At 66.3% G+C, this 23056-nt stretch carries 18 protein-coding genes; 13 read left to right on the top strand and 5 right to left on the bottom strand.

Translation table 11 applies throughout. From position 1 onward, the window contains the following. From J0L98_RS16435 to J0L98_RS16425, 3 genes are all read left to right on the top strand, one after another. A partial coding sequence (locus J0L98_RS16435) for a DNA internalization-related competence protein ComEC/Rec2 (RefSeq protein ID WP_296412904.1) occupies positions 1-1450 on the top strand: 1450 nt, incomplete at its 5' end. Positions 1451-1506: 56 nt separating this feature from the next. Next, positions 1507-2430, top strand: a complete 924-nt coding sequence (locus J0L98_RS16430) for an alpha/beta hydrolase (protein ID WP_296412903.1) — start codon at positions 1507-1509, stop codon at positions 2428-2430. Further along, positions 2430-3116, top strand: a complete 687-nt coding sequence (locus J0L98_RS16425) for a DUF599 domain-containing protein (protein WP_296412902.1) — start codon at positions 2430-2432, stop codon at positions 3114-3116. The genes J0L98_RS16430 and J0L98_RS16425 overlap by 1 nt, the downstream gene beginning before the upstream one ends. On the opposite strand, the gene msrB is transcribed toward J0L98_RS16425, so the two are convergent. The 3 genes from msrB to J0L98_RS16410 all read right to left on the bottom strand — a co-directional run bounded on the left by msrB (position 3117) and on the right by J0L98_RS16410 (position 5655). Continuing rightward, positions 3117-3515, bottom strand: a complete 399-nt coding sequence (gene msrB / locus J0L98_RS16420; RefSeq protein WP_296401954.1) for a peptide-methionine (R)-S-oxide reductase MsrB — start codon at positions 3513-3515, stop codon at positions 3117-3119. 82 nt (positions 3516-3597) lie between these two features. Continuing rightward, the gene (locus tag J0L98_RS16415; protein WP_296412901.1) at positions 3598-4773 is read right to left on the bottom strand and encodes a DUF2863 family protein; all 1176 of its coding nucleotides are present in this window, start codon (positions 4771-4773) and stop codon (positions 3598-3600) included. A 57-nt stretch (positions 4774-4830) separates the two neighbouring features. Beyond that, positions 4831-5655, bottom strand: coding sequence for a pyruvate, water dikinase regulatory protein (locus J0L98_RS16410; protein ID WP_296412900.1), 825 nt, complete (start codon positions 5653-5655; stop codon positions 4831-4833). A 282-nt stretch (positions 5656-5937) separates the two neighbouring features. On the opposite strand from J0L98_RS16410, the gene ppsA reads away from it, so the two are divergent. Together ppsA and J0L98_RS16400 are read left to right on the top strand one after the other, a co-directional pair. Continuing rightward, a complete protein-coding gene (ppsA, locus tag J0L98_RS16405; RefSeq protein WP_296412898.1) occupies positions 5938-8307 on the top strand; it encodes a phosphoenolpyruvate synthase in 2370 nt (789 codons plus the stop codon). A 140-nt stretch (positions 8308-8447) separates the two neighbouring features. Continuing rightward, the gene (locus tag J0L98_RS16400) at positions 8448-11483 is read left to right on the top strand and encodes an SUMF1/EgtB/PvdO family nonheme iron enzyme (protein WP_296412896.1); all 3036 of its coding nucleotides are present in this window, start codon (positions 8448-8450) and stop codon (positions 11481-11483) included. Positions 11484-11572: 89 nt separating this feature from the next. On the opposite strand, the gene J0L98_RS16395 is transcribed toward J0L98_RS16400, so the two are convergent. Continuing rightward, positions 11573-12886 (bottom strand): SUMF1/EgtB/PvdO family nonheme iron enzyme, encoded by a 1314-nt coding sequence (locus tag J0L98_RS16395; RefSeq protein WP_296412894.1) that lies wholly within the window; start codon positions 12884-12886, stop codon positions 11573-11575. Positions 12887-13013: 127 nt separating this feature from the next. Between J0L98_RS16395 and J0L98_RS16390 the strand changes: the two genes are divergently transcribed. The 3 genes from J0L98_RS16390 to J0L98_RS16380 all read left to right on the top strand — a co-directional run bounded on the left by J0L98_RS16390 (position 13014) and on the right by J0L98_RS16380 (position 15812). Next, a complete protein-coding gene (locus J0L98_RS16390; RefSeq protein WP_296412893.1) occupies positions 13014-13871 on the top strand; it encodes a hypothetical protein in 858 nt (285 codons plus the stop codon). An 85-nt stretch (positions 13872-13956) separates the two neighbouring features. Beyond that, positions 13957-14457, top strand: a complete 501-nt coding sequence (locus tag J0L98_RS16385) for a pyridoxamine 5'-phosphate oxidase family protein (RefSeq protein WP_296412890.1) — start codon at positions 13957-13959, stop codon at positions 14455-14457. Further along, positions 14454-15812, top strand: a complete 1359-nt coding sequence (locus tag J0L98_RS16380) for a pyridoxamine 5'-phosphate oxidase family protein (RefSeq protein ID WP_296412889.1) — start codon at positions 14454-14456, stop codon at positions 15810-15812. The genes J0L98_RS16385 and J0L98_RS16380 overlap by 4 nt, the downstream gene beginning before the upstream one ends. Before the next feature lie 15 nt (positions 15813-15827). Here J0L98_RS16380 and J0L98_RS16375 read toward each other — a convergent pair whose 3' ends face one another. Then, entirely contained in the window at positions 15828-16325 is a 498-nt protein-coding gene (locus tag J0L98_RS16375) for a c-type cytochrome (protein WP_296412888.1), read from the bottom strand. Between the two features lie 186 nt (positions 16326-16511). On the opposite strand from J0L98_RS16375, the gene J0L98_RS16370 reads away from it, so the two are divergent. The 5 genes from J0L98_RS16370 to J0L98_RS16350 all read left to right on the top strand — a co-directional run bounded on the left by J0L98_RS16370 (position 16512) and on the right by J0L98_RS16350 (position 22717). Beyond that, positions 16512-16955, top strand: a complete 444-nt coding sequence (locus tag J0L98_RS16370) for an NfeD family protein (RefSeq protein WP_296412887.1) — start codon at positions 16512-16514, stop codon at positions 16953-16955. A gap of 21 nt (positions 16956-16976) precedes the next feature. Next, positions 16977-17837, top strand: coding sequence for an SPFH domain-containing protein (locus J0L98_RS16365; RefSeq protein ID WP_296412886.1), 861 nt, complete (start codon positions 16977-16979; stop codon positions 17835-17837). Positions 17838-17899: 62 nt separating this feature from the next. Next, on the top strand, positions 17900-18877 hold the full coding sequence (locus J0L98_RS16360; protein ID WP_296412885.1) for an ABC transporter permease: 978 nt from the start codon (positions 17900-17902) through the stop codon (positions 18875-18877). Further along, entirely contained in the window at positions 18877-20295 is a 1419-nt protein-coding gene (locus J0L98_RS16355) for an ABC transporter permease (RefSeq protein ID WP_296412883.1), read from the top strand. The genes J0L98_RS16360 and J0L98_RS16355 overlap by 1 nt, the downstream gene beginning before the upstream one ends. A 160-nt stretch (positions 20296-20455) precedes the next feature. Further along, positions 20456-22717 (top strand): EAL domain-containing protein, encoded by a 2262-nt coding sequence (locus J0L98_RS16350; RefSeq protein ID WP_296412882.1) that lies wholly within the window; start codon positions 20456-20458, stop codon positions 22715-22717. The last annotated feature ends 339 nt before the right edge of the window (positions 22718-23056 follow it).

Here is a 23056-nt window from a genome sequence, read left to right as displayed (position 1 = left end):
TTTCGCAGCGGCGCTGGTGTACTGCCTGCTGGCCGGTTGGGGGGTGCCCGCCCAGCGAACCCTCTACATGCTCGCTTGCGTGGCCCTCGCCCTGGTGCTGCGCCTCGAGACCGCGCCCAGCCGCGTTCTTGCCCTGGCGCTGATGGTGGTCCTGCTGCTCGACCCCTGGGCGGTGACGGCGGCGGGCTTCTGGTTGTCCTTCGGTGCGGTGGCCCTGCTGTTCCTGGTCGGGAGTGGACGGATCGGCCGGGAGGGATGGCTGCACGCCGCGGTGCGCACCCAGTGGGCGGTCACCCTCGGCCTGATCCCCGCATTGCTGGTGCTGTTCCAGCAGTTTTCGCTGGTTTCGCCCCTGGCCAACGCCATCGCGATTCCCCTGGTGAGTTTTGTCGTCACGCCGCTGGCGCTGCTCTTTGCGATTGTGCCGGTGCAGATGTTTGCCGATCTGGCCCACGGGGCCTTCGCCCTGACCATGTTGCCGGTGGGCTGGCTCGGTGACTTGCCCTGGGCGGCCTGGCACCAGGCCGCGCCGCCCCCCGAGCTGGCCGCGCTGGCGACCCTGGGATGCCTGTGGGCGCTGCTGCCACGGGGTACGCCGGCCCGCTGGGTAGGCCTTGCCACCCTGCTGCCGCTGGTGCTGTGGACGCCGCCGCGCCCGCCCGCCGGCGAGGCCCGGGTGACCGTGCTGGACGTGGGGCAGGGCCTGGCGGTGCATGTCCAGACGGCCGCCCACGACCTGATCTACGACACCGGGCCGGCCTTTTCGGCGGACGCCAACAGTGGCGAACGCATCCTGCTTCCCTACCTGCGGGCGGCCGGCGTGCGCCGCCTGCACGCCCTGGTCGTCACCCATCAGGACAATGACCACGCCGGTGGTGCCGAAGCCGTACTGGAGGGGATCGCGGTGGAACGGGTGCACAGCTCCCTGCCGGAGAATCACCCGGTTCGTCTGATCGCCGGCCCGCGGGACACCCCCTGCGTAGCGGGCCAGGCCTGGGAGTGGGACGGGGTGCGCTTCGCCATGCTGCATCCTGCTGTCGGCGCGACGGCAGTCCGCCCCAATGACCAGGCCTGTGTGCTGCGGGTGGAGGCCGCCGGCCGCCGCCTGCTGTTGACTTCGGACATCGAGGCCGAGTCCGAGGCAAGCCTGCTGCAGCGGAGCGCGGGTGCCCTGGCCAGCGATGTGTTGGTGGCCCCCCACCATGGCAGCCGCACTTCGTCCACCCCGGCCTTCATCGCCGCCACCGCACCGCGCTGGGTGATCTTCCCGGTGGGCTACCGCAACCGCTTCCGGCATCCCAACCCGGCGGTGTGGGCACGCTGGCATGCCAGCGGGGCCGGCCTGCTGCGCACGGATGCCGCCGGGGCGGTGCGCTTCCAGCTCGGCGCAGCCGAGCTCCAGCCCGAGGGCGAACGGGATCGCCAACCCCGCTACTGGCATGGGCGTTGAAGGCGGTGCCGGGTGACGATGCTATCCTTGTCCCACGTTCACCCCCGCGTTCGACCATGAGCCTACTTGCCAATCTTCGCCAGCTTGTTTCCGGCGTGCCGGTGCCTCCTGCCGGCAGCCAGCCGGTCGAGCCCCGCCAGCACAGTGTGCGGTGCATCGGGCCCCATGGCCTGCACCGCATGGCCTATACCGAGTGGGGTGACCCGGCCAATCCCCGGGTGCTCCTGTGTGTGCACGGCCTGACCCGCAATGGCCGGGATTTCGATGACCTGGCCCGTACCCTGGCGTCCCACTACCGGGTGGTCTGCCCCGACGTGGTGGGGCGCGGGTGCAGCGCCTGGCTGCCCGTGAAGGACGACTACCAGCTACCCACTTACGTGGCCGACATGGTGACCCTGATCGCCCGGCTGGATGCCGAGAGCGTGGATTGGGTCGGCACTTCCATGGGCGGCCTGATCGGCATGCTGCTGGCCAGCCTGCCCGATACCCCGATCCGCCGACTGGTGCTCAACGACGTGGGGCCGCTGGTCACCCTCAGCTCCATCCAGCGTATCGGCCAGTATGTGGGTCAGGCACCGGTGTTTCCCAGCCGCGAGGCGGCCGAGGCCTACATCCGCGAGGTCAGCGTGCCCTTCGGGCGTCTCAGCGATGCCCAGTGGCGGCACCTTACCGAGTTCTCCATCCGCGAGGCGGAAGGGGGCTGGGTGATGCGCTACGACCCCGGCATCGCCGAACCCTTCCGCAAGTCGCCCCTCGTCGCGGATGTGGATCTGTGGTCGGTGTATGACGCCATCGTCTGCCCGACCCTGGTGGTGCGGGGGGCCGAGTCCGACCTGTTGCTCCACGAGACCGCGCTGGAGATGGGCGCACGGGGCCCGCGCGCGCGGCTGGTGGAGGTGCCGGAGGTGGGGCACGCGCCGATGCTGATGGAGCCGGCACAGATCGCGCCGATTTGTGACTTCCTGCTGGAGGCGGATTGATGCAGGGTGCGTGGCTGACCGCCTTCACGGCGGTGGATTGGCTCGCCCTCACCTGGTTCCTGGCCTGCTGGTTCGGCTATGGCTGGGTGGTGGAGCACGGCCCGGGCGGCTCCATGCGTGGCCTGCTCGGCGCCAGCCACTGGTTCCGCGAGGAGTGGGGGCGGCAGATGCTGCGGCGCGAGGTGCGGGTGGCGGACGCGGCGCTGATCGGCAACCTGATGCAGAACGTGTCCTTCTACGCCAACACCACCATCTACGTGATCGCCGGCCTGCTGGCCCTGCTGGGCACCATGGACAAGCTCATCGACGCCGCGTCGGATTTGCCCTTTGCCCGCCACGTCTCGCGGGAGGTGTGGGAGGTCAAGCTGATCCTGTTGCTGCTGGTGTTCGTGGTGGCTTACTTCAAGTTCACATGGGCGCTGCGCCAGTTCAACATGCTGTCCATCCTGATCGGCGCCGCGCCCCTGCCGGGGGAGGGCACCGAGGCCGATGCCGAGCGCTTCGCGCGAATCAATTCCCTCGCCGGTGACGAGTTCAACCGGGGCATCCGGGCCTATTACTTCGGGCTGGCCGCGGTGTTCTGGTTTGTCCAGCCCTGGGTCTTCGTGGCGGTGACCACCCTGATCGTGCTGGTGCTCTACCGCCGCGACTTCATGTCCCAGACCTACGCCGCGATGCGGCGCTAGTCATTCATCCTGCTGCAGTTTGACCGACACCGAGTTGATGCAATAACGCAGCCCGGTGGGGGCCGGGCCATCCTCGAAGACGTGGCCCAAGTGGGCGCCGCATTCCCGGCACAGCACTTCGGTGCGCACCATGAAGTGGCTGCGGTCTTCGGCCTCCTCCACATTCTCGGGGGCCGCCGCACTGTGAAAGCTGGGCCAGCCGCAGCCCGAGTCGAACTTGTGGGCCGACGAGAACAGATCGGCGCCGCAGCACGAGCACACATACTTGCCCGGCTCGGAACAATCCCAGTAGCGCCCGGTGAAGGCGCGTTCGGTGCCCTTCTGGCGGGTCACGGCGTATTCCTCGGGGGTCAGCAGGGCGCGCCATTCGGCGTCGCTTTTCTGGATCTTGCGGGGCATGGCGGTTCTCCGGTTGGGTGGCTGATGGCGTCCGGGGCAATCGGGCGGGGGTAGACCCACCCGATTGCATGGGTGCAGGTGCTCAGTGCAGATGCTTGGGCATCTGCTCGGCCTGCTCTTCCGGCAGTTCGGCGTGCACCGCCTCACCCTCGGGCGAGGGATACATGGGCGCGCCGCAGTCGTCGCAGTATTCCATCGGAAACTCGTTGTCGAGAACCAGGATGTCGGTGATGCCGCAGGCCTGCAGGGTGGCCTCGATCTGGCCGAGGGTTTCGCTGCTCTCGTCTTCGGCGCCGAGCAGGGGCCACACCACGCCGTGCACCACCTCGCTCTGGCCGCTCAGGGTGAAGCCGATGCGGAACTCCTCCACCTGGCGCTCGAAGAAGGGGGCCACCACGGCCCGGACCCCGGCTGCCGGGGTGTCCAGGGTGGTGCTCAGGAAGGCCACCGAAGCCTGAATGGAGTAGGGGCGGGAGGCCTTGTCGGCTTCGCGGCTGGCCGCAAAATAGGCGTTGGGCAGCACCACCTCGAAGGCGCAGCCGGTGAGCAGGGGGGCCACGCAGGCACCACCCTGGGCGCGCCATTGCTCCAGGGCCTGGTCGCGGCTGCAGTCTTCTTCCTGCCAGCGGAAGATGGGGGCGCCCTTGGGCACCACCACCGCACCCAGCAGGTAGCGGTTGTCGGACAGGAATTGGGCTGTTTCCGGCAGGTTGTCGGTCTTGATGTGCAGATCGGTGTCGGCTTCGGCGGCCTTGCCCAGGTGGGTGGCGAAATCCGCCGTGGCGCAGTAACCCTGGGGAAGCTGGTCGGGGCTGAACAGGAAGTCGGCGAGGGCCAGCTTCACACCCGTGGCCAGCACGTGGGCCTTGAGATGCACCCGCAGGTTGGCCATCACCGCCCCCGAAATGGGCGCAGCCGGAATGCGGTAGCGCGACCAGGCCATCACCGGCGCGGTGATCAGCAGCACGTCGTGCTGGTCGTCTGACTTGAGGGCGCCCTCGGCCCGCGACTCGATCATGTCGGCGAGTTCGTCATAGGCGTGCACGCTGGATGTGGCGGAGCTGAGGTGGTCCAGGGCGGTGGTGAGGGCTTCCTCATCCTCGGACCGCAGCAGGCCGTCCACGGCGTCGGCCAGGCGCTGGTCCCAGAAGTGATCCTCGGCGCGGCTGCTGGAGTCGGCCAGGCCGTTGGCGAGCCACAGGAGATGTTCGGCGTCGCGCGGCAGTCCTCCGCGACGCCCGAGTCGGTTGCGTTTCATCGGGGCTCTCCTTGTTGGTTGGAATTGGACAAGGCAGGCAGGCCGGTGATTCCCGCTTCAGTACGAAGCGGGGTCGAGCCGGACTTCCTGCAGGATGATGGTGGAGATCTCTTCGATGGACTTGGCGGTGGAATCGAGCCACTTGATGCCTTCGCGCTTCATCATGCGCTGGGCCGCCTCGATCTCCGACAGGCAATTGTCGAGGGAGGCGTAGCGGCTGTTGGGGCGGCGCTCCTGGCGGATCTGGGACAGGCGGTCGGGGCCGATGGTGAGGCCGAAGAGCTTGCTGCGGTGACGGGTCAGCTCGACCGGCAGCTTGTTGCGCTCGAAGTCTTCGGGGATCAGCGGGTAGTTGGCCGCCTTGATGCCGAACTGCATGGCCAAGTACAGGCTGGTCGGCGTCTTGCCGGATCGGCTCACCCCCACCAGAATCACGTCGGCCTCTTCGAGGTCGGCATGGGAGACGCCGTCATCGTGGGCCAGGGTGAAGTTGATGGCCTCGATGCGCCGCTTGTAGTCCTGGCTTTCGGCAATCCCGTGGAAGCGCCCGGCCGTGTGGGTGGAGCGCTGGCCCAGCTCGCTCTCCAGGGGCTCGATGAACTTCTCGAACAGATCCAGGAAGAGCGCGTCGGCCACCCGCAGGGCGGCAACGGCGGCAGGGTCCACCAGGGTGTTGAAGACGATCGGCCGGGTTCCGCTTTCGACCGCTGCATCCTTGATGCGCAGGGCGCAGTCGTGGGCCTTGTCGGGGGTGTCCACGAAGGGCACTCGGTGGTGGCGGAAGCGGGTTTCCGGAAACTGGGCAAGAAGACTGTGACCAAGGGTCTCGGCGGTGATGCCAGTGCCGTCGGAGATGAAGAAAACGGGGCGGGTCTGGGTCATGGAAGTGCCAACAGGGGAAAGGACATGAGCGCAGGCCCCAAGCAGCAGGGCCGACGTCGCATCTTATCCCATTCCGGCGATGTGGCCGCCAACAGGCTGGCCCCACCCGGCGAACCTGCCCCGGAAGGTGTCCGTGATCGAATCGGCAGGCCCCGAAAAGCCCGGCGCGTTAGGATAAACCCTGCATGCGGCAGGGCAGCAAATCGCCTTACAATACGCGCCAACAAAAATATACACATACCGCTTTCAACCCTTTTCCCTTTTCTCCCAGGAAGACTCCCCATGTCCCGTAACGTCATTCCCTTCCAAGAGCTTCGCATGTCCGATGTGGAGCAGGTTGGCGGAAAGAACGCCTCGCTCGGCGAAATGATCAGCCAGCTACCCGCCAGCGTGCGTGTACCCGGCGGCTTCGCCACCACGGCCGATGCCTACCGCGAGTTCCTTGCCTACCAGGGCCTGGCCGAGCGCATCAGCGGCGCCCTCGCGAGCCTTGACGTGGATGACGTGGTGGCCCTGGCCCGCACCGGCGCCCAGATCCGTCAGTGGATCGTGGACACCCCCTTCCCGCCGGCCCTCGAAGCCGACATCAAGGCCGCCTACGAGAAGCTCACCGCCGAAGGCGATGGCAGCTTCGCCGTGCGCTCCTCCGCCACCGCCGAAGATCTGCCCGATGCCTCCTTTGCCGGCCAGCAGGAGTCCTTCCTGAACATCCATGGCTACGAGAACATCCTCCACGCCATCAAGGAAGTGTTCGCGTCCCTGTACAACGACCGCGCCATCGCCTACCGCGTGCACAAGGGCTTCACCCACGCTGAAGTCGCCCTGTCTGCCGGCGTGCAGCGCATGGTCCGCTCCGACATCGGCGCCTCCGGCGTGATGTTCACCATGGACACCGAGTCCGGCTTCGACGGCGTGGTCTTCATCACCGCTTCCTACGGCCTCGGCGAAACCGTGGTGCAGGGCGCGGTGAACCCCGACGAGTTCTACGTGCACAAGGCCACCCTGGCCCAGGGCAAGCCCGCCGTGATCCGCCGCAACCTCGGCTCCAAGCTCATCAAGATGGTCTTCGCCGAGAAGAAGGAAGCCGGCAAGTCCACCCGCACCATCGACGTGGCCGAAGCCGAGCGCAATGTGTACTCCCTCACCGACGCCGACGTGCTCGAGCTGGGCCGCTACGCCCTGGTCATCGAACAGCACTACGGTCGCCCCATGGACATCGAGTGGGGCAAGAGCGGCGACGACGGCAAGCTCTACATCCTCCAGGCCCGCCCGGAAACCGTGAAGAGCCAGCAGTCCGGCCACGTGATGGAAAAGTACCGCCTCAAGCAGTACGGCAAGTCCCTCACCCACGGCCGCGCCATCGGGCAGAAGATCGGCGCCGGCCAGGTCCGCGTCGTCAAGGACGCCTCCGAGATGGACCGCGTCAAGGCCGGCGACGTGCTCGTCACCGACATGACCGACCCCAACTGGGAACCGGTGATGAAGCGCGCCTCCGCCATCGTCACCAACCGCGGCGGCCGCACCTGCCACGCCGCCATCATTGCCCGTGAGCTGGGCATCCCCGCCATCGTCGGCTGCGGCAACGCCACCGAAGTGCTCGAGGAGAACGACGAAGTCACCGTGTCCTGTGCCGAAGGCGACACCGGCTACGTGTACCGCGGCAAGCTGGAGTTCGAAGTCGTCACCACCGACATGGGCAACCTGCCCGACATCCCGGTGAAGATCATGATGAACGTGGGCAACCCGGAGCTCGCCTTCGAATTCGCCCAGATCCCCAACGGCGGTGTCGGCCTGGCCCGCCTGGAGTTCGTCATCAACAACATGATCGGCATCCACCCCAAGGCCATCCTCGAGATCGGCCAGGTGCCGGCCAGCCTGCGCGCCGAGATCACCCGCCGCTCCCGCGGCTACGCCACCCCCAAGCAGTTCTTCATCGAGAAGCTGGTGGAAGGCGTCGCCACCATCGCCGCGGCCTTCTACCCGAAGCCCGTGATCGTGCGCCTGTCCGACTTCAAGTCCAACGAGTACCGCAAGCTGCTGGGCGGCGAGATCTACGAGCCGGAAGAAGAAAACCCCATGCTGGGCTTCCGTGGCGCCTCCCGCTACATCTCCCACAGCTTCCGTGACTGCTTCGAACTCGAGTGCGCCGCCATGAAGAAGGTGCGCAACGAGCTGGGCCTCACCAACGTGCAACTGATGGTGCCCTTCGTGCGCAACCTGGACGAAGCCAAGGGCGTGGTCGACCTGCTGGCCGAGCACGGCCTCAAGCAGGGCGAGAACGAGCTCAAGCTCATCATGATGTGCGAGATCCCCTCCAACGCCCTGCTGGCCGAGCAGTTCCTGCAGCACTTCGACGGCTTCTCCATCGGCTCCAACGACCTGACCCAGCTCACCCTGGGCCTGGACCGCGACTCCGGCCTGGTGGCCCACGCCTTCGACGAACGCGACCCGGCCGTGAAGATGCTGCTGTCCATGGCCATCAGCGGTGCCAACAAGTTGGGCAAGTACGTGGGCATCTGCGGCCAGGGCCCCTCCGACCACGCCGACTTCGCCGAATGGCTGATGGACGAAGGCATCCAGACCATCTCCCTCAACCCGGATACCGTGGTGGATACGTGGCTGAAGCTGGCGGCCCATAGCAAGGGCGAGTGATCCCGCACCTGCGCTGAGTAGCAAACAAGGCCGGCCCGTCGAAAGACGGGCCGGTTTTGTTTTTGGGGCTTGGTGGCGTGGATCCCGGGGCGCGTTCTGGCATAGTCTGTGCCGTCGTCATTGTTTATCTTGCTGCCGCCATGTCACCCCGCAAGCCCCGCAAACAGGTCTACGTTTCGTCCACCTTTTCCGATCTGGTGCAGCACCGGGCTCATCTGAAGCTCGCGCTCGAGAAGGCCGGCTACGACGTCGAGTGCATGGAGCGCTACCCTGCGTTCGACACCCGTCCGGTCGACAAATGTCTGGCCGATGTGGCCGCCTGCGATGTGTATGTGGTGCTGGTGGCCCTGCGCTACGGCCATATCCCCGCCGACGACAACCCGGCTGGCAAGTCGATCACCGAGATGGAGTATGACAAGGCGGTTGAAACGACACGCCCGAAGCTTGCGTTCATGCTCGACATCGACGACGAAGAGTTCGGCTGGCCGCTCAAGCACTGCGACAAGGACTGTCAGGACGCCAACTCAAACATCGCCCGTTTCCGCGAGCGGGTAGGCAACGAACTCGGCCGGGCGTTCTTCACTACTCGGGAAAGTCTTGCCACCGCGGTCCTGCAGGCCCTGCGCCAGCAGGAAGTTGCTGAGATGCCCGCCGGTGAGCGCGAGCAAGTCCAGATCCGTGAGGCCTACCTCGACTGGCTGCGCCGCGAGTGCGACAGCGTGGAGCTCCTCGGACTCGACCTGAAGGAAAGCCGCAACCTTGGCCTTGGCCACGTCTATGTGCCGGCGGTGACGAACGCGGACGTGAAGGGCAACCGCAAGGGCGTCAACCTGGACAAAGGCCCCTTCCTGCTGCTCGACAATCTGGGGCGCAGCCCGCTCTACGTGCCCGGCGCGGCGGGCTCGGGCAAGTCCACCTTCTGCCGCTGGCTGGCCCTGGTGGTCGCCGAGGGGCGGGTTCCGGCGCACCGGCAGATCGCTGTCGATGAAGAGAACTTCGCCGAGACGCTGCCGGATGCGCTCGCCCGGCGTCTGCCGCTGCTGATCCGCCTGCGGGACTGGGCCAGCCATGGGGAGTTTCTCGCCGGTCGCGGACGCTGGACCCGCGTGCAACTGGAAGCGAGCCTCGCCGGGTGGCTCGACAAGACCCGGCCCGGCGAACTCACGGGCGAGGTGTTCCAGGCTGAACTCAAGGCGGGTCGCTGCCTGCTGATCCTCGACGGCGTTGACGAAGTGCCCGAAAGCCGGGGCGACGACCTGCCCCGGCGCAACCTGCTGACCGGCCTTGCCGACGCTTTGCCCGCGTGGCGCAAGGCCGGCAACTGGCTGCTGCTCACCAGCCGCCCCTACGGGCTTGAAGGGGAGGATCAGCGCCGGCTTGGCCTGCCAACGGCTGAGCTTGCCGAACTGCCGGACCCGCTCATGCAGCTATTTGTACGTCGCTGGTTCGATGCCGTCGATCCCTCCAATGCCGCGACCAAGGCCGACGGGCTATTGACGCATCTCGCCCAGCGGGACGATCTGGCCGAGATGCGCGCCAACCCCATGCTGCTCACCGCCCTGTGCGTGAAATACGACGAAGGCCGGCGTCTGCCCCAGGATTTCTACGCCCTCTACGACGCGGTGGTGCGACAGGTGCTCTACAAGCGTTGCAACACCGAGAACGAGCGGAATCAGGCCCACAACCGGCTGGCCGCCATCGCCCTGGGTATGCACCGGGGTGAGTCAGCTACGCCCAGGCAGACACCCGAGGCGGAGGTGACGGTGGAGGAGGTGGACCGCATCCTCGCCACGCTGGCGGAGGTGGATTGGGTCAGTGAATCCGGCGCTGCCGATGCGGGCGCCAAGCGTGAGTTGCTGCTGTCCGACTCCGGCCTGCTTCTGCCCCGCGACAACCGGCGCGCGGCCTTCTATCACCTGAGTTTCCAGGAATTCCTGGCCGCCGAGCGCATCCGGACCTTGTGCGAATCGCCCGAGAGCATCCTCGCCCGCTACGCCGGTACGCCTGCCTGGCGGCGCACCCTGCGTTTCCTGTTCTGTGCCATCGTCGAGCGGGACAAGGCCGAACGGGCCGTCATCGCTTGGCAAAGTCTGCTTCCCTACCTTGAGCCCGCTGCCCTGAACGCTAACCCTGCGCCAGCCCTGGTGCTTGCCGACAGCCTGGAGATCATCCATGCCAAGGGCTGGCCTCTGAACGACGACTTCAAAGCACCGCTGCTCCGCGCCTGCGATCACGCCCTGTATCGTCCGCCGCCCGACATACGTGCCCAACTTTGGCTGACGCGGGGGCGTCTTGGCCTGGATGACCGCCCTGGCGTTGGACTACGCCCCGATGGCTTGCCGGACATTGTCTGGGAAGCGTGCGAAGCGGGGGACTTTCTGTATGGCGACGCCAAAGAGAAGCGCACGCTGAAAACGCCTTTCCGCATCGCCCGCTACCCCGTTACCTACCGCCAGTTCCAGGCCTTCATCGATGCCGGCGGCTATGGGCAGGATGAGTGGTGGGTTGGCTTGGCAGAGCGGCCCGAGGCGACCCCCGCGCGGTGGTCCGAACCCAATGCCCCCCGCGAGACGGTCTCATGGTACGAAGCCACGGCCTTCTGCCGCTGGCTGGATGCGCAGCTCAGGACTGCGGGCTTGCTTTCGGCAGGCTGGCGGGTGAGCCTGCCGACCGAGGAACAGTGGGAGCGGGCGGCGCGTGGCACCGATGGCCGGGAATATCCCTGGGAAGGGGATTTCCGTTCGGCGCTGGCGAACTTCGACGAAACCTGGACTGACGTCGGCCCCTGCTACCTGGGCCGCACTGCTCCGGTTGGAATCTACCCTGACGGGCAGGCGCCGAGCGGTGCGCTGGACATGGCCGGCAATGTCTGGGAGTGGTGCCGCAATGAGTACGAGCAGCCGGAGAGCCTTGCTGATGCAGGCGACCGCCCACGGGTGGTGCGTGGCGGTTCCTGGGTTGGTAGCACGAACAATTGCCGCGCCGCTTGGCGCAACAGAATCCAACCCGCCTCCCGCCACCGTAGTCTTGGTTTTCGGGTGTGTTGCGCGCCCCCATCGATTGAGCCTCTGACCTCTGAATCGCTGATCTCTGTTCTCTGGGTCTGGAGGGGCCATTCCGGCGCGCGTCTACGGCTGCCGCGTGAAGCGCAGGCCCCCAAACACATGCTCCCGTAGGCCCCAGGTGTCGGCGTATCGAACAGGATTGATCCAGCCCTGCACGCTGGCATCGAACTCGCCAAAGCCTCTCGGTGAGCCACGCGGGCTCAGGCCAGGAAGGGGACAGTGATTGGCACGCAGCACACCCGAAACCCCAGATCGTCCTGGCGGGTGCTCGGGGCATCCCGGTTGCGGCAGGCGGCGCGGCAACAATAGGAGGGGCTGTTCCAGGATCCGCCCCGTACCGTCCTTGCTTCCCCGCTCCCGTCCCACGGGCGACCGTCATCGGGGGCGCCCTGGTAGTTGGCATGCCAGCTATCCTCCACCCATTCCCGGATATTGCCGACCATGTCGCAGAGGCTGAAGGCATTGGCGGGAAAGCTGTCGACCGGCGCGGTCCGCTTCAGCTTGAACTGGCTCGACGAGCCCCAGAAGTTCGCCTTGTCCTTGCCGGGCTCATCGCCCCAGGGGTAGCGGGTCTGGCTGCCGGCACGGGCGGCATATTCCCACTCGGCTTCGGACAATAGGCGGTAGGGCTGGCCGGTCCGGTCGCGCAGCCAGGCCACATAGGCCTGGGCGTCGTCCCAGCTCACATGGATGACGGGCTGGCGGCCACGGCCCCAGCCTTTGTCATCCGGCCTGTGTGTGCTGCCACCTGCTGCGACAAAGGCATCCCACTCGGCAAAGGTGACCGGGTAACGGCCGACGGCGAAAGGGCGGGCGATGCTCACCGGATGGCAGGGGCCTTCATTTTCATCCCGGTCCTTTTCGTCTTGCGGCGAGCCCATCAGGAAATGCCCTGCCGGCACCACCACCAGGTCGGGGAGGTCCGGGCCGTGGCGGAAGGCGGTGCCGGGGGCCGGCAGATCGTGGGCGACGAGAATGCGGGGTGGTGGGGCCGCGACGACGGTGGGGTGCCCGATTTGCGACGGAGCTTCGACGCCATCCCTGCCAGCAGCATGGGTGGAGACACGTCGAAGCGCCTTGACCAGCTCGCCCACATCGAAATCCCAGCGTTTGTCGGTGATCTCGTGGGCGTTGCGGCGGACCAGCGGTTTGAGCGCATCGGGGAGCTGCTTGTCCCTGGGCATGGCCGCACCGCCCACGAGCACGGGGACGACACGCAAGTTGCCCTGCAGGCCGGTGAGGATCTCGATGCGCACCCAGTCGTCTTCGTCGTCGAGGCGGCGTCCGCCGTGGGGGTGTTGTGCGTCGATCCAGCGGGGGCCGATCACCACCAGCAGCACGGCGCAGTGGCCGAGAGCCCGTTGGATGGCGATGCCGAAGTCTTCGCCGATCTCGATGGAGGCGATGTCGTGGAAGATCGGCCGGTCGGGCAGATCGCGTTTCAGATCGGCGGCCAGGCGGCCAGCCCAGCCGGCGTTGAGCTCGCGGCGGTAGCTGATGAAGATGCCGGACATGGAGTGGTGAGGGGGCGGGTTGAGCCAGCCCGGATTATGTCATTTCCGTGGCCTCGGCTCGTTTCACCTGGCCGCAGTAAGATGCGAGCGGGCTTGCCGCCCCACAACAACACACCCGGAGACTTCCATGACCCGCCTTGCCGCTTGCGCCCTCGTTGCCCTGGCCCTTCCTTCCATCGCCCACGCCGTCTGCCCCACCGGCCTGGAAGCCGCCGCCGTGGCCTCTGCCATCGTGGCCCGGCAGCCGGTGCCGCGGCCGGCTGGCGAGATGAGCATGGCGGACGGGCTGTGCGGGCAGGGCAAGGTGGTGCGCTTTTTGGGGCAGGCCTTTGGCCCGGTGGCGGGCTACAAGGCGGGCTTGACCAACCCGGCGGTGCAGAAGCGCTTCAAGCACGATGCGCCCCTGCGCGGCACGTTGTTTGCCAGCATGCTGGTGCCGGACGGGGCCGAGCTGCCGGCGGCCTTTGGCGCGCGGCCGGTGATGGAGGCCGACCTGCTGGTGGAGGTGGCCGACCCGGTGGCCCTGGCCCGGGCGCAGACGCCGCTGGAGGCCCTGAAGGCGCTCAAGACCTACGCCCCCTTCATCGAGCTGCCGGACCTGATGGTGGAGGATCCGTCGAAGCTCGGCGGGCCGATGCTGGCCATGATCAACGTGGGCGCGCGGGCCGGGGTGGTGGGCAGGGCGGTGCCGGTGAAGGCGACGCCCGAGCTGGCCGAGGCCTTTGCGGCGATGACGGTGACGATGAGCGACGGCAGCGGCGCGGTGCTGGATTCGGGCCAGGGCAGCGCCACCCTGGGCAACCCCCTCAATGCGGCGAGCTGGCTGGCGCGGGATCTGGCGGCGGCGGGCACACCCCTGGCGCGGGGCGCGCGGCTGTCCCTGGGTTCCTTCACCAAGCTGCTTCCGCCCAAGGCCGGCATGACGGTGCGCGTCGTCTACGAGGGCCTGCCGGGCAATCCGGCGGTGGGGGTGCGCTTCCGCTGAGCCGGGGGCGCAGATTGGGCCATCCCGCCCTCGCGGTGGGGCGGGCTTTGGGCTAGATTCCGGTGAGACCGTGCAGGAGCCGCCGATGACCTCCCCTGACCCCCTGGACCCCGCCCTGGCAGAGTTCATTACCAGCCACGTGTCGCTGCAGCTGGCGGCGACTGATGACGCCGGGCTGGCCACGGCCGTGCGCTGCGTGGGGTGCCGGGTGTCGGCGGACCGGCGCCGGGTGACGCTGCTGATGCCCCGCTCCCAGGCGGCGCCGGTGCTGGCGAGCATTGCGGCAAACGGGCGGGTGGCGGTGGTGTTCAATGAGCCCAAGAGCTACCGGACCCTGCAGCTCAAGGGGCGGGACGGGCGCATCGAGCCGCCCCTGCCCGATGATGCGGCGGCCCTGCAGCCCTACGCGGCCGGCTTCGCCCGGCGTCTGGCCCCGCTGGATGTGCCCGAACCCTATGTGCGAACCCTGGTGAGCTGTGCACCGGAAGACCTGGTGGCGGTGAGCTTCACGCCGCTCGAAGCCTACGCCCAGACCCCCGGCCCGCGGGCCGGCCGACGCCTGGGGCCCGGGGAGACGGGCGAATGAGCCGCGCCCTGAGCCTGGACCGCCTGCGCCCCTGCCTGGAGGGCATCGTGCCCTCCGGCATTGCCACCTGCGGGGTGGATGGCATGCCCAACATCACCTACGTGTCGCAGCTGATGTACGTGGACCCGGAGCATGTGGCCCTGTCCTTCCAGTTCTTCAACAAGACCCGGGAGAACATCGTGGCCAACCCGGTGGCCACGGTGCTGATGATGGACCCGGACACCGCGGCCCGTTACCGCCTGACCATCCGTTACCTGCGGACGGAAACCGAGGGCCCCCTGTTTGAACGCATGAAGGCCAAGCTGGCGGGGATTGCATCCCACGAGGGCATGAGTGACGTGTTCCGGTTGCTGGGGGCCGACGTCTACCGGGTGCAGGGCATAGAGGCCGTGCCCGGGCGGGAGTCGCCGCCGGTGGCGGGGGGGCCGGCCCTGCTGCCTGCGCTGCGCCGCAGCGTGGATGCCCTGGCGGCGTGCCAGAGCATGGAGGCCCTGATAGACAGCTTCTGCACCTGCCTGACCCGCCACTTCGACCTGCAGCATCAGCTGCTGTTGATGGCGGACGAGGCAGCAGGGCGGCTGTACATCGTTGCCAGCCGCGGCTATGCCCAGTCCGGGGCGGGGGCGGAGATTCCCTTCGGGGTGGGCGTGATCGGGGTGGCGGCGCGGGAGCGGGTGCCGATCCGCATCATGTTTCCGGCGACGGAGTATGCCTACAGCCGGATGCTGCGGGACCAGGCCGCCGCCGGCGGGCTGGCGGAGCGGCTGGAGACGGTCATCCCCCTGCCCGGCCTGCCCGCACCGGCGAGCCAGCTGGCCGTGCCAATCATGGCCGGCCGCCGGCTGGTGGCCGTGGCCTATGTGGAGAGCCAGCGGGAATGCCACTTTGGTTATGACCTGGAAGATGCGCTGGTGGCGCTGGGTTCCACGCTGGGCTTGTCCATGGCGGCCTGCCTGTGTGTAGAGACGGTGGAGGGGGCGGAGGCCGAGCCCGAGGAGGCGGCAGTGGCTGCCGTGCTGGCCGGGGAGGCGGTGAGGGTGCGTCACTATGCCCGGGACGGCAGCGTCTTCCTGGGCGACGACTACCTGATCAAGGGTGTTGCGGGTGCGATCCTGTGGCGATTGCTGCAGGAATACCAGCGTTCCGGGCGAACCCAGTTTTCCAACCGTGAGCTGCGTCTGGATCCGGCGCTGGGCTTGCCCGAGGTTGCCGACAATCTCGAGGCGCGCCTGATCCTGTTGCAGCGGCGCCTGCGTGACCGCTGCGACTGGCTGGGCATCGAGAAAGCCGGGCGCGGCCGTTTCCGGCTGGATGTGACGCGCCCGGTGACGCTGCATGTCGAGGAGGCGGGTTGAGCGCCGGGGAGCGGTTCAGCGCAGGCTCGTCTTGCCACTGGTGGGGGGCTGGGGAACGAAGACGAAGGGCGGGGTGGGGAGCGCCTGGCCCGGGCCGAGGGCGGCGGGGGCGGGGTTTCCGGCGGGGCCGAGGGCGCGCAGGTAGCGGTAGATGGCGGCCAGATCATCCCGGCTCATGGCCTGCAGGGCAGTCCAGGGCATGGGTGGCAAGCCATTGCGACGGGCCTTGCCGAGCCATTCCTCCTCACCGGCCTGATGGGCGGACAGACGTAGGTTGGAGGGGTAGCTGACGCCCCAGGGGCCGCTGAAGCCGAGGGCTGCGCCGGTGAGGCGGTCCTGCTCGGGGATGACCTCGCCCTGCTGGGCGAAGCCCGGGGTGTGACAGTCGTTGCAGCCGCCGATGGCGAGCAGGTAGCGGCCGCGGGCGGCCGGGTCGGGTTCGGCGGCGATGCTGGCCAGGGGCAGCAGTCCGAGAACAAGGGCGATGGCAGCGGTGGCGGTGGGCCTGGGCATGGTGTTTCTCCGTTGTGGTTTGATGCCTCCAGCTTAGGTGGGGCGCCGCAGCCCGTTTCGTAATACTTTGCTTGTTGAATCCTAAATAAATACTAAGTGCCGCCGGAACGTTCCGGCGGATGGCCGGGTCTGTTGATTCGGTGGCATGGACAATGCCCACTGAACGGGAAGCCGAAGGGAGAGGGAATGGCGCTGGAATGGTGGCACTGGATTGTGCTGGGGGTGGCCCTGGTGGTGGCGGAGCTGGCGGTGCCGGCCTTCTTCATCATCTGGTTCGGGCTTGGGGCATTGCTGGTGGGGCTGTTGCTGCTGGTGGCGCCGGCCATGGGCATGACCCTGCAACTGGCCCTGTGGTGCGCGGCGTCCCTGGGCATGGTGGTGCTGTGGTTCCGGGTGTTCAAGCGGGGTGACCACAAGACGCGCATCGGCCAGTCGGACGGTGACACCATCGGCGAGATCGGCCTGATGGCGAAGGCGGCGGCGCCTTTCGAGCGCGGCCGGGTGCGTTTCCAGAAGCCCCTGCTGGGGTCGGAGGAGTGGGAGTGCGTGGTGGATGAGGCGATCGCCGCCGGTGAGCGGGTGCGGGTGGTGTCGGTGGAGGGCAGTTTTCTGAAGGTTGCCCGGGTGTGATGCAGCTTCGAGGAGTGTGCGATGAGTGATGCAATGGTGGTGGTGCTGGCGATTCTGGTGTTCGTGGTGGTGACCATCGCCAAGGGGGTGCGCATCGTGCCCCAGGGCGAGGAGTGGATCGTGGAGCGGCTGGGCAAGTATTTTGGGACGCTCAAGCCGGGCCTCAACATCATCATTCCCTACCTGGACAAGGTGGCCTACAAGCTGGTGACCAAGGACATCATCCTGGATGTGCAGGAGCAGGAGGTGATCACCCGGGACAACGCGGTGATCCTCACCAACGCGATTGCTTTCGTGAAGGTGACCGACCCGGTCAAGGCCGTGTATGGCGTCACCGATTTCTCCGAGGCGATCCGCAACATGATCATGACCACCCTGCGCTCCATCGTCGGGGAGATGGAACTGGACGAGGCCCTGTCGAACCGGGACAAGATCAAGGCGCGCCTGCGCGAGAGCATTGCCGATGAGGCGGTGGATTGGGGCCTGACCGTGAAGTCGGTGGAGATCCAGGACATCCGCCCGTCGGACTCGATGCAGAAGGCCATGGAACAGCAGGCCTCCGCCGAGCGGGAGCGCAAGGCCGTGGTGACCCGGGCCGAAGGGGCCAAGCAGGCGGCGATTCTGGAAGCCGAGGCCCGGCTGGAGTCGTCGAAGCGTGATGCCAACGCCCAGGTGATGCTGGCCGAGGCATCGGCCGAGGCGATCCGCCGGGTGACGGCGGCCGTGGGCACCGAGACGGCGCCGATGCTCTTTCTGCTGGGCGAAAAGTACATCGCCTCCCTGGAGCGCATGGGCTCCACCGACAACGCCAAGATCGTGGTGCTGCCGGCCGATCTGCAGGAGGCCGTGCGCGGACTGATCGGGGGCGCCACCCGCCGCTGACCCTGATGTGGGCTGCTATGGGGGCTTCGTCATCGGGGCCTGTCCATGTAGGATAAGCGCCCATGTTTGCCTATATCGTCCGACGACTGCTCTACGCGCCGCTCATCCTGCTCGGCGTCAATCTGCTTACCTTTGCCCTGTTCTTCGTGGTCAATACCCCGGAGGACATGGCGCGCATGCAGCTGGGTGCCAAACGGGTGACGCCGGAGGCCATCGAGCGCTGGAAGGTGGAGCGGGGCTACGACAAGCCGCTGCTCTTCAATGGGGCGGCGTCAGGGGCGGCCAGCCTTACCGACACCATCTTCTTTGACAAGTCCTTGCGCATGTTCGCCTTCGATTTCGGTCGGGCCGACGATGGGCGCGACATTGCCACCGAGATCCGCACGCGCATGGGGCCGTCCCTTGCCATTGCCGTACCGACCTTCATCCTGGGCCTGTTCGTCACGGTGTCCTTTGCCCTGCTGCTGGTGTTCTTTCGGGGCTCCTACCTGGATTTCCAGGGGGTCGTGCTGTGCGTGGCGATGATGTCGATCTCGGGCCTCTTTTACATCATCGGTGGCCAGTGGTTGGTGTCCAAGGTCTGGCATCTGGTGCCCATCTCGGGCTACGGCGGGGGGCTGGATGCGTCGCGCTTTCTGGTGCTGCCGGTGCTGATCGGGGTGATTGCGGGGATTGGCGGCAGTGCCCGCTGGTACCGCACGATCTTTCTGGAGGAGGCCGGCAAGGACTATGTGCGCACGGCGCGGGCCAAGGGTTTGTCCGAACTGCAGGCCCTGTTCCGGCATGTGCTCAAGAACGGGATGATCCCCATCCTGACCGGGGTAGTGGTGGTGATCCCGTCCCTGTTCATGGGCAGCCTGATCAGCGAGTCGTTCTTCGGCATTCCCGGCCTCGGCAGCTACACCATCGATGCGATCAACGCCCAGGATTTTCCGGTTGTGCGGGCCATGGTCTTCATCGGCTCGCTGCTCTACATCGTCGGGCTGATCCTGACGGATCTTTCTTATACCCTGGTTGATCCGCGGGTGAGGCTGGATTGATGGACGTGCAACCTGTATTCCTGTGGACCGATGTGCTGCTGTTCGGCCTGATGGCGTGCATCGGGCTGGCGGCATGGCGGGCGCGACGCAGCGAACCCATGCGTGCCGCCTGGCGGCGGGTGGGGGAGAGTGCGGTGGGCATGGCGTCCCTGACCATCTTGTTGCTCTTCCTGGTGGTGGGGTTGCTGGACAGCCTTCATTACCGACCTTATCTGCCTCCGGCGCCGGACGCCCAGGTGACCAACGGGCGCGGGCCGGTGTCCACCGAAGTGCGCAGTGCCCTCGATGCCCTGGCCGAGCCCTTGCGCACCCGTGTCGAGAAAACCTACTCGGCCCCCCTGGCCTATGCGCTTTTTGCCAAGCAGACCATCGAGAAGGCCGACGGAACGCAGCAGCGGGCCTTTCCGCGCCTGAAGTTCGGTGGCGCCGGGCTGCAGTATCCGGAGGAGGATCATGCGGGCGATGTGCTGGGGCGCATCGGTCTGGGCCTGGCCCTGGCGGCCGGCGCCTGGTGCCTGCTGGCAGGCTGTCTGGTGCAGGGGGTGGCCATGTCCCGCATGGTGCCTTTTGGCGCCGCGTGGCGGGCGGTGTGGCGGGGCAAGGGCGGCCTGGCCTGGCGGGCGGTGCTGGTGACCCTCGGGTTGGTCTTCCTGTTTGCCGGCCCGGTTGCCGTGCTGGCGGGCGAGTATCACGTGTTCGGGACCGACAAGGTGGGGCAGGATGTGCTCTTTCTCACCCTCAAGAGCATCCGCACAGCCTTGGTCATCGGTACGCTCACCACGCTGGTGACCCTGCCCGTGGCGGTCGTGCTGGGGATCATGGCGGGATACCTGGGGGGGTGGGTGGATGATCTCATCCAGTACGTTTACACGGTGCTCAACTCCATCCCCGGCGTGTTGCTGATTGCCGCCGCGGTGCTGATGATGCAGGTCGTCATCGACACCCATCCCCAGTGGTTCGAGACAGCCGCCGAGCGGGCCGATGCCCGCTTGCTGGCCTTGTGCCTGATCCTCGGCATGACCAGCTGGACCGGCCTGTGCCGCTTGCTGCGGGGTGAAACCCTGAAGCTGCGGGAGCTGGAGTACGTGCAGGCGGCCCGCGCCTTCGGGGTGTCCACTGCCCGTATCCTGGGCCGGCACGTGTTGCCCAACCTGATGCACCTGGTGCTGATCGCGCTGGTGATGGATTTCTCGGGCCTGGTGCTGGCCGAGGCGGTGCTGTCCTATGTGGGGATCGGTGTCGATCCCGGCACGGTGAGCTTCGGCACCATGATCAACGCCGCCCGCATGGAGCTCGCGCGGGAGCCCATGGTGTGGTGGAGTCTGATGGCGGCCTTCCTCTTCATGTTCGTCCTGGTCCTGGCGGCCAATCTCTTCGCGGACGCCGTCCGCGATGCCTTCGATCCGCGGGCGAGCTGAGCCCGGCCTTCCCCTGAATCAACGCGTACCGCCTACCCCCGCATGGGGGTGGGCGGCCGGGCGATTGCGGCTGACGGTTAAAGCCCGGGCCTGATTGTGCCGTAAGCAGGTTCTGATCTCGGAAAGCCGGCCCGCCATTCGATTCTGGAATATCGCCTTGATGAATATGTTGGTCAGCACCGCCCAAGATGAGTTGGTCGCATTTCTAGAGGAAGATGCCCGCCAGCCCGTGCCCCCAGCCGGTGTGGCGTGGAAGGTTCTCATTGTGGACGATGACCCGGAGGTGCATCAGGCCACGGTGTTTGCGCTGAAGGGGCAGCACGTGTGCGGAAGGTCGCTGGATCTGTTCCACGCCAATTCCGCGGAAGAGGCCATGGTGTTCCTGCGGCGTACGGCCGGCGTGGCGGTGATATTTCTGGATGTCGTGATGGAGAGTCACGATGCCGGCCTTGAGCTGGTGCGGCGGATTCGTGGCGAGCTTGGCCTGATGGAGACGCGGATCATCCTGCGTACCGGTCAGCCGGGATACGCGCCCGAGATGAGCGTGATCCGCGATTACGACATCAACGACTACCGCACCAAGTCCGAACTGACGCATACGCGGCTGATGACCACGCTCACCTCCGCCATCCGCGCCTTCGAACAGATCACGGGGCTTACCGAGGCCCGGAATGGTCTGGCGTCCCTGGCAGAGAGCGGAAGCAAGCTCTTCATTCCCCGCGATTCCCGTTCTTTTGCGGAGGCAGCGCTCCGACAGCTGGAGAGCTTGTTCGGGAGCCCGCTCGATGCGGTCTTCTGCGGTCCGCTGGCGGGCGGAGGTTGTGAGGGCGATCCGGAGGCAAGTGGCATCCTGGCGGCAACCGGCGCCCACGCGGCGCTCGCCGGTGAAGGCTTTGACGGCCTCGTTCAGTTTCCGCTGGTGTCCTTGCTCAGGAAGGCGCGCGCGGCACAAGCGCACGTCTTCGGGGAGGGGGGCACTTGCCTCTATCTTGGCAGAGCTCACGGCAAGGAAGCCCTTGTTTGCCTGCAGCATCCGGGGGGTGAGATCCGGCCCCTCGTGCGACAGCTAATCGAGATCCTGTGTTCCAACCTCCGCGTGGGCTTCGAGAACGTGGTGCTGTTCGAACGTCTGCACTTTTATGCTTACTATGATCCCCTGACCCGGCTCCCCAACCGGACGCGCTTCCTCGATCGCATGGATGAGGGCCTGGCCGGTTTTGCGGAGTCGGGATGGACAGTCGGAATCATCGACATCGTCCGATTCTCCGAGCTTAACGATGCGCTTGGCCATCGTAGTGGTGATCTGCTGCTCATTGAGGTGACCCGTCGTCTCAAGGCACGACTGGGTCGCGAGGCTCTCGTGGCACGCATCGCCGGAGATGCGTTCGGGATCTGCTGGAGACCGGACGAGGACGAGGGGGTGTCGGCGGTGCTGGATGTCTTTTCGGCACCCTTCCTTGTGCGTGGTCATGCCGTACCCATGCGCGCCCGTGCCGGCTTTGCCCAAGCAGTCATGGCACCCGGTGGCGCAGTGGAACTCCTCAAGCGTGCCAATCTGGCTCTGAGCCATGCCAAGCTGGAGGGCGATCAGCACTGGCGGTTCTTCAGCTCGGAGATGGAGTCGAGTACCCAGAGCCGCGTGCAATTGCTCAATGAGCTGCGCTCCGCCCTCAATACGGGTAAGGGCCTTGAACTGCACTATCAGCCCCAGGTGCTCCCGACAAACGGGCGCATTGTGGGCTGCGAGGCGCTGATCCGATGGATCAAGCCCCAGGGTGAGAGCGTTGCGCCGGATGTGTTCATCCCCCTGGCCGAGTACACTGGGCTGATTGTCGAAATCGGTGACTGGGTGTTTGCAGAGGCGTGCAGGCAGATCGTCCGATGGGATCGCAGCGGTCTGCCCCCGTTTCGGGTTGGCATCAACATCTCGGCAGCCCAGTTCCGGGAGGTCGACTTTGTTGCCAAGATATCGGCGGCAATCGAGAGCTCCGGTGTCGATCCTGCCCGACTGGAACTCGAGATCACCGAATCGGTTGCGATGGAAGATCCCGATTCGGTCGCACGTCAGCTCCACGAGCTGAAAGCGCTGGGTCTGCGGGTGGCCGTGGATGATTTCGGTTGCGGATTTTCTTCCCTGGGCAGCCTTAACCGCCTGCCTTTTGATCGGATCAAGATTGATCGCGCCTTCGTTCGGGAGCTCACGCCTGCCACTTCACAGGACTGCATCGCCCGGATCATCGTCAAACTTGCGAAAAGTCTGGGGCTCGACGTGATTGCCGAGGGAGTGGAAACCGTGGAGCAATCACGCCTGCTTGAGGAAATGGGATGCTCTGAGATGCAGGGATTTCTCTACGGGCGGCCGATGCATCCTGATGCGCTGGCAGGTTGGGTTGGCGGCAACGCAGGGGCGCTTCGTATTTGAAGACGACGCGCCAACAGGATTTATTTTCTTAATCTTGTTGACACGTAGTGATTGGTCTTTATAATTCGGCCTCTCTTCGCTGCGGCGCACACAGTGAGTGTGGGTCGAAGTGGTGGAGGGGGTGTCGCGGGAGGTGTTGCGATGCTTGCGCCAAGTGGTTTGTTTCGGTGGTTAAGCGGTTTTCGAAACAAGGTACTTGACAGGGTTTTGAAGCTCTGTATAATGCGCACCTCTTCGCTGCTGTGGCAGCCGTTCTTTAAAAAGATGAACAACCGATAGGTGTGGGTACTCGGTTCTGAGGGGTAACTGGTTTATACCAGAAGCCACGAAGAAATTGAA

Origin of the sequence: Zoogloea sp., assembly GCF_017302315.1 — a bacterium.
Lineage (GTDB): Bacteria > Pseudomonadota > Gammaproteobacteria > Burkholderiales > Rhodocyclaceae > Zoogloea.
This window is presented reverse-complemented; position numbering and strand designations above follow the sequence as displayed.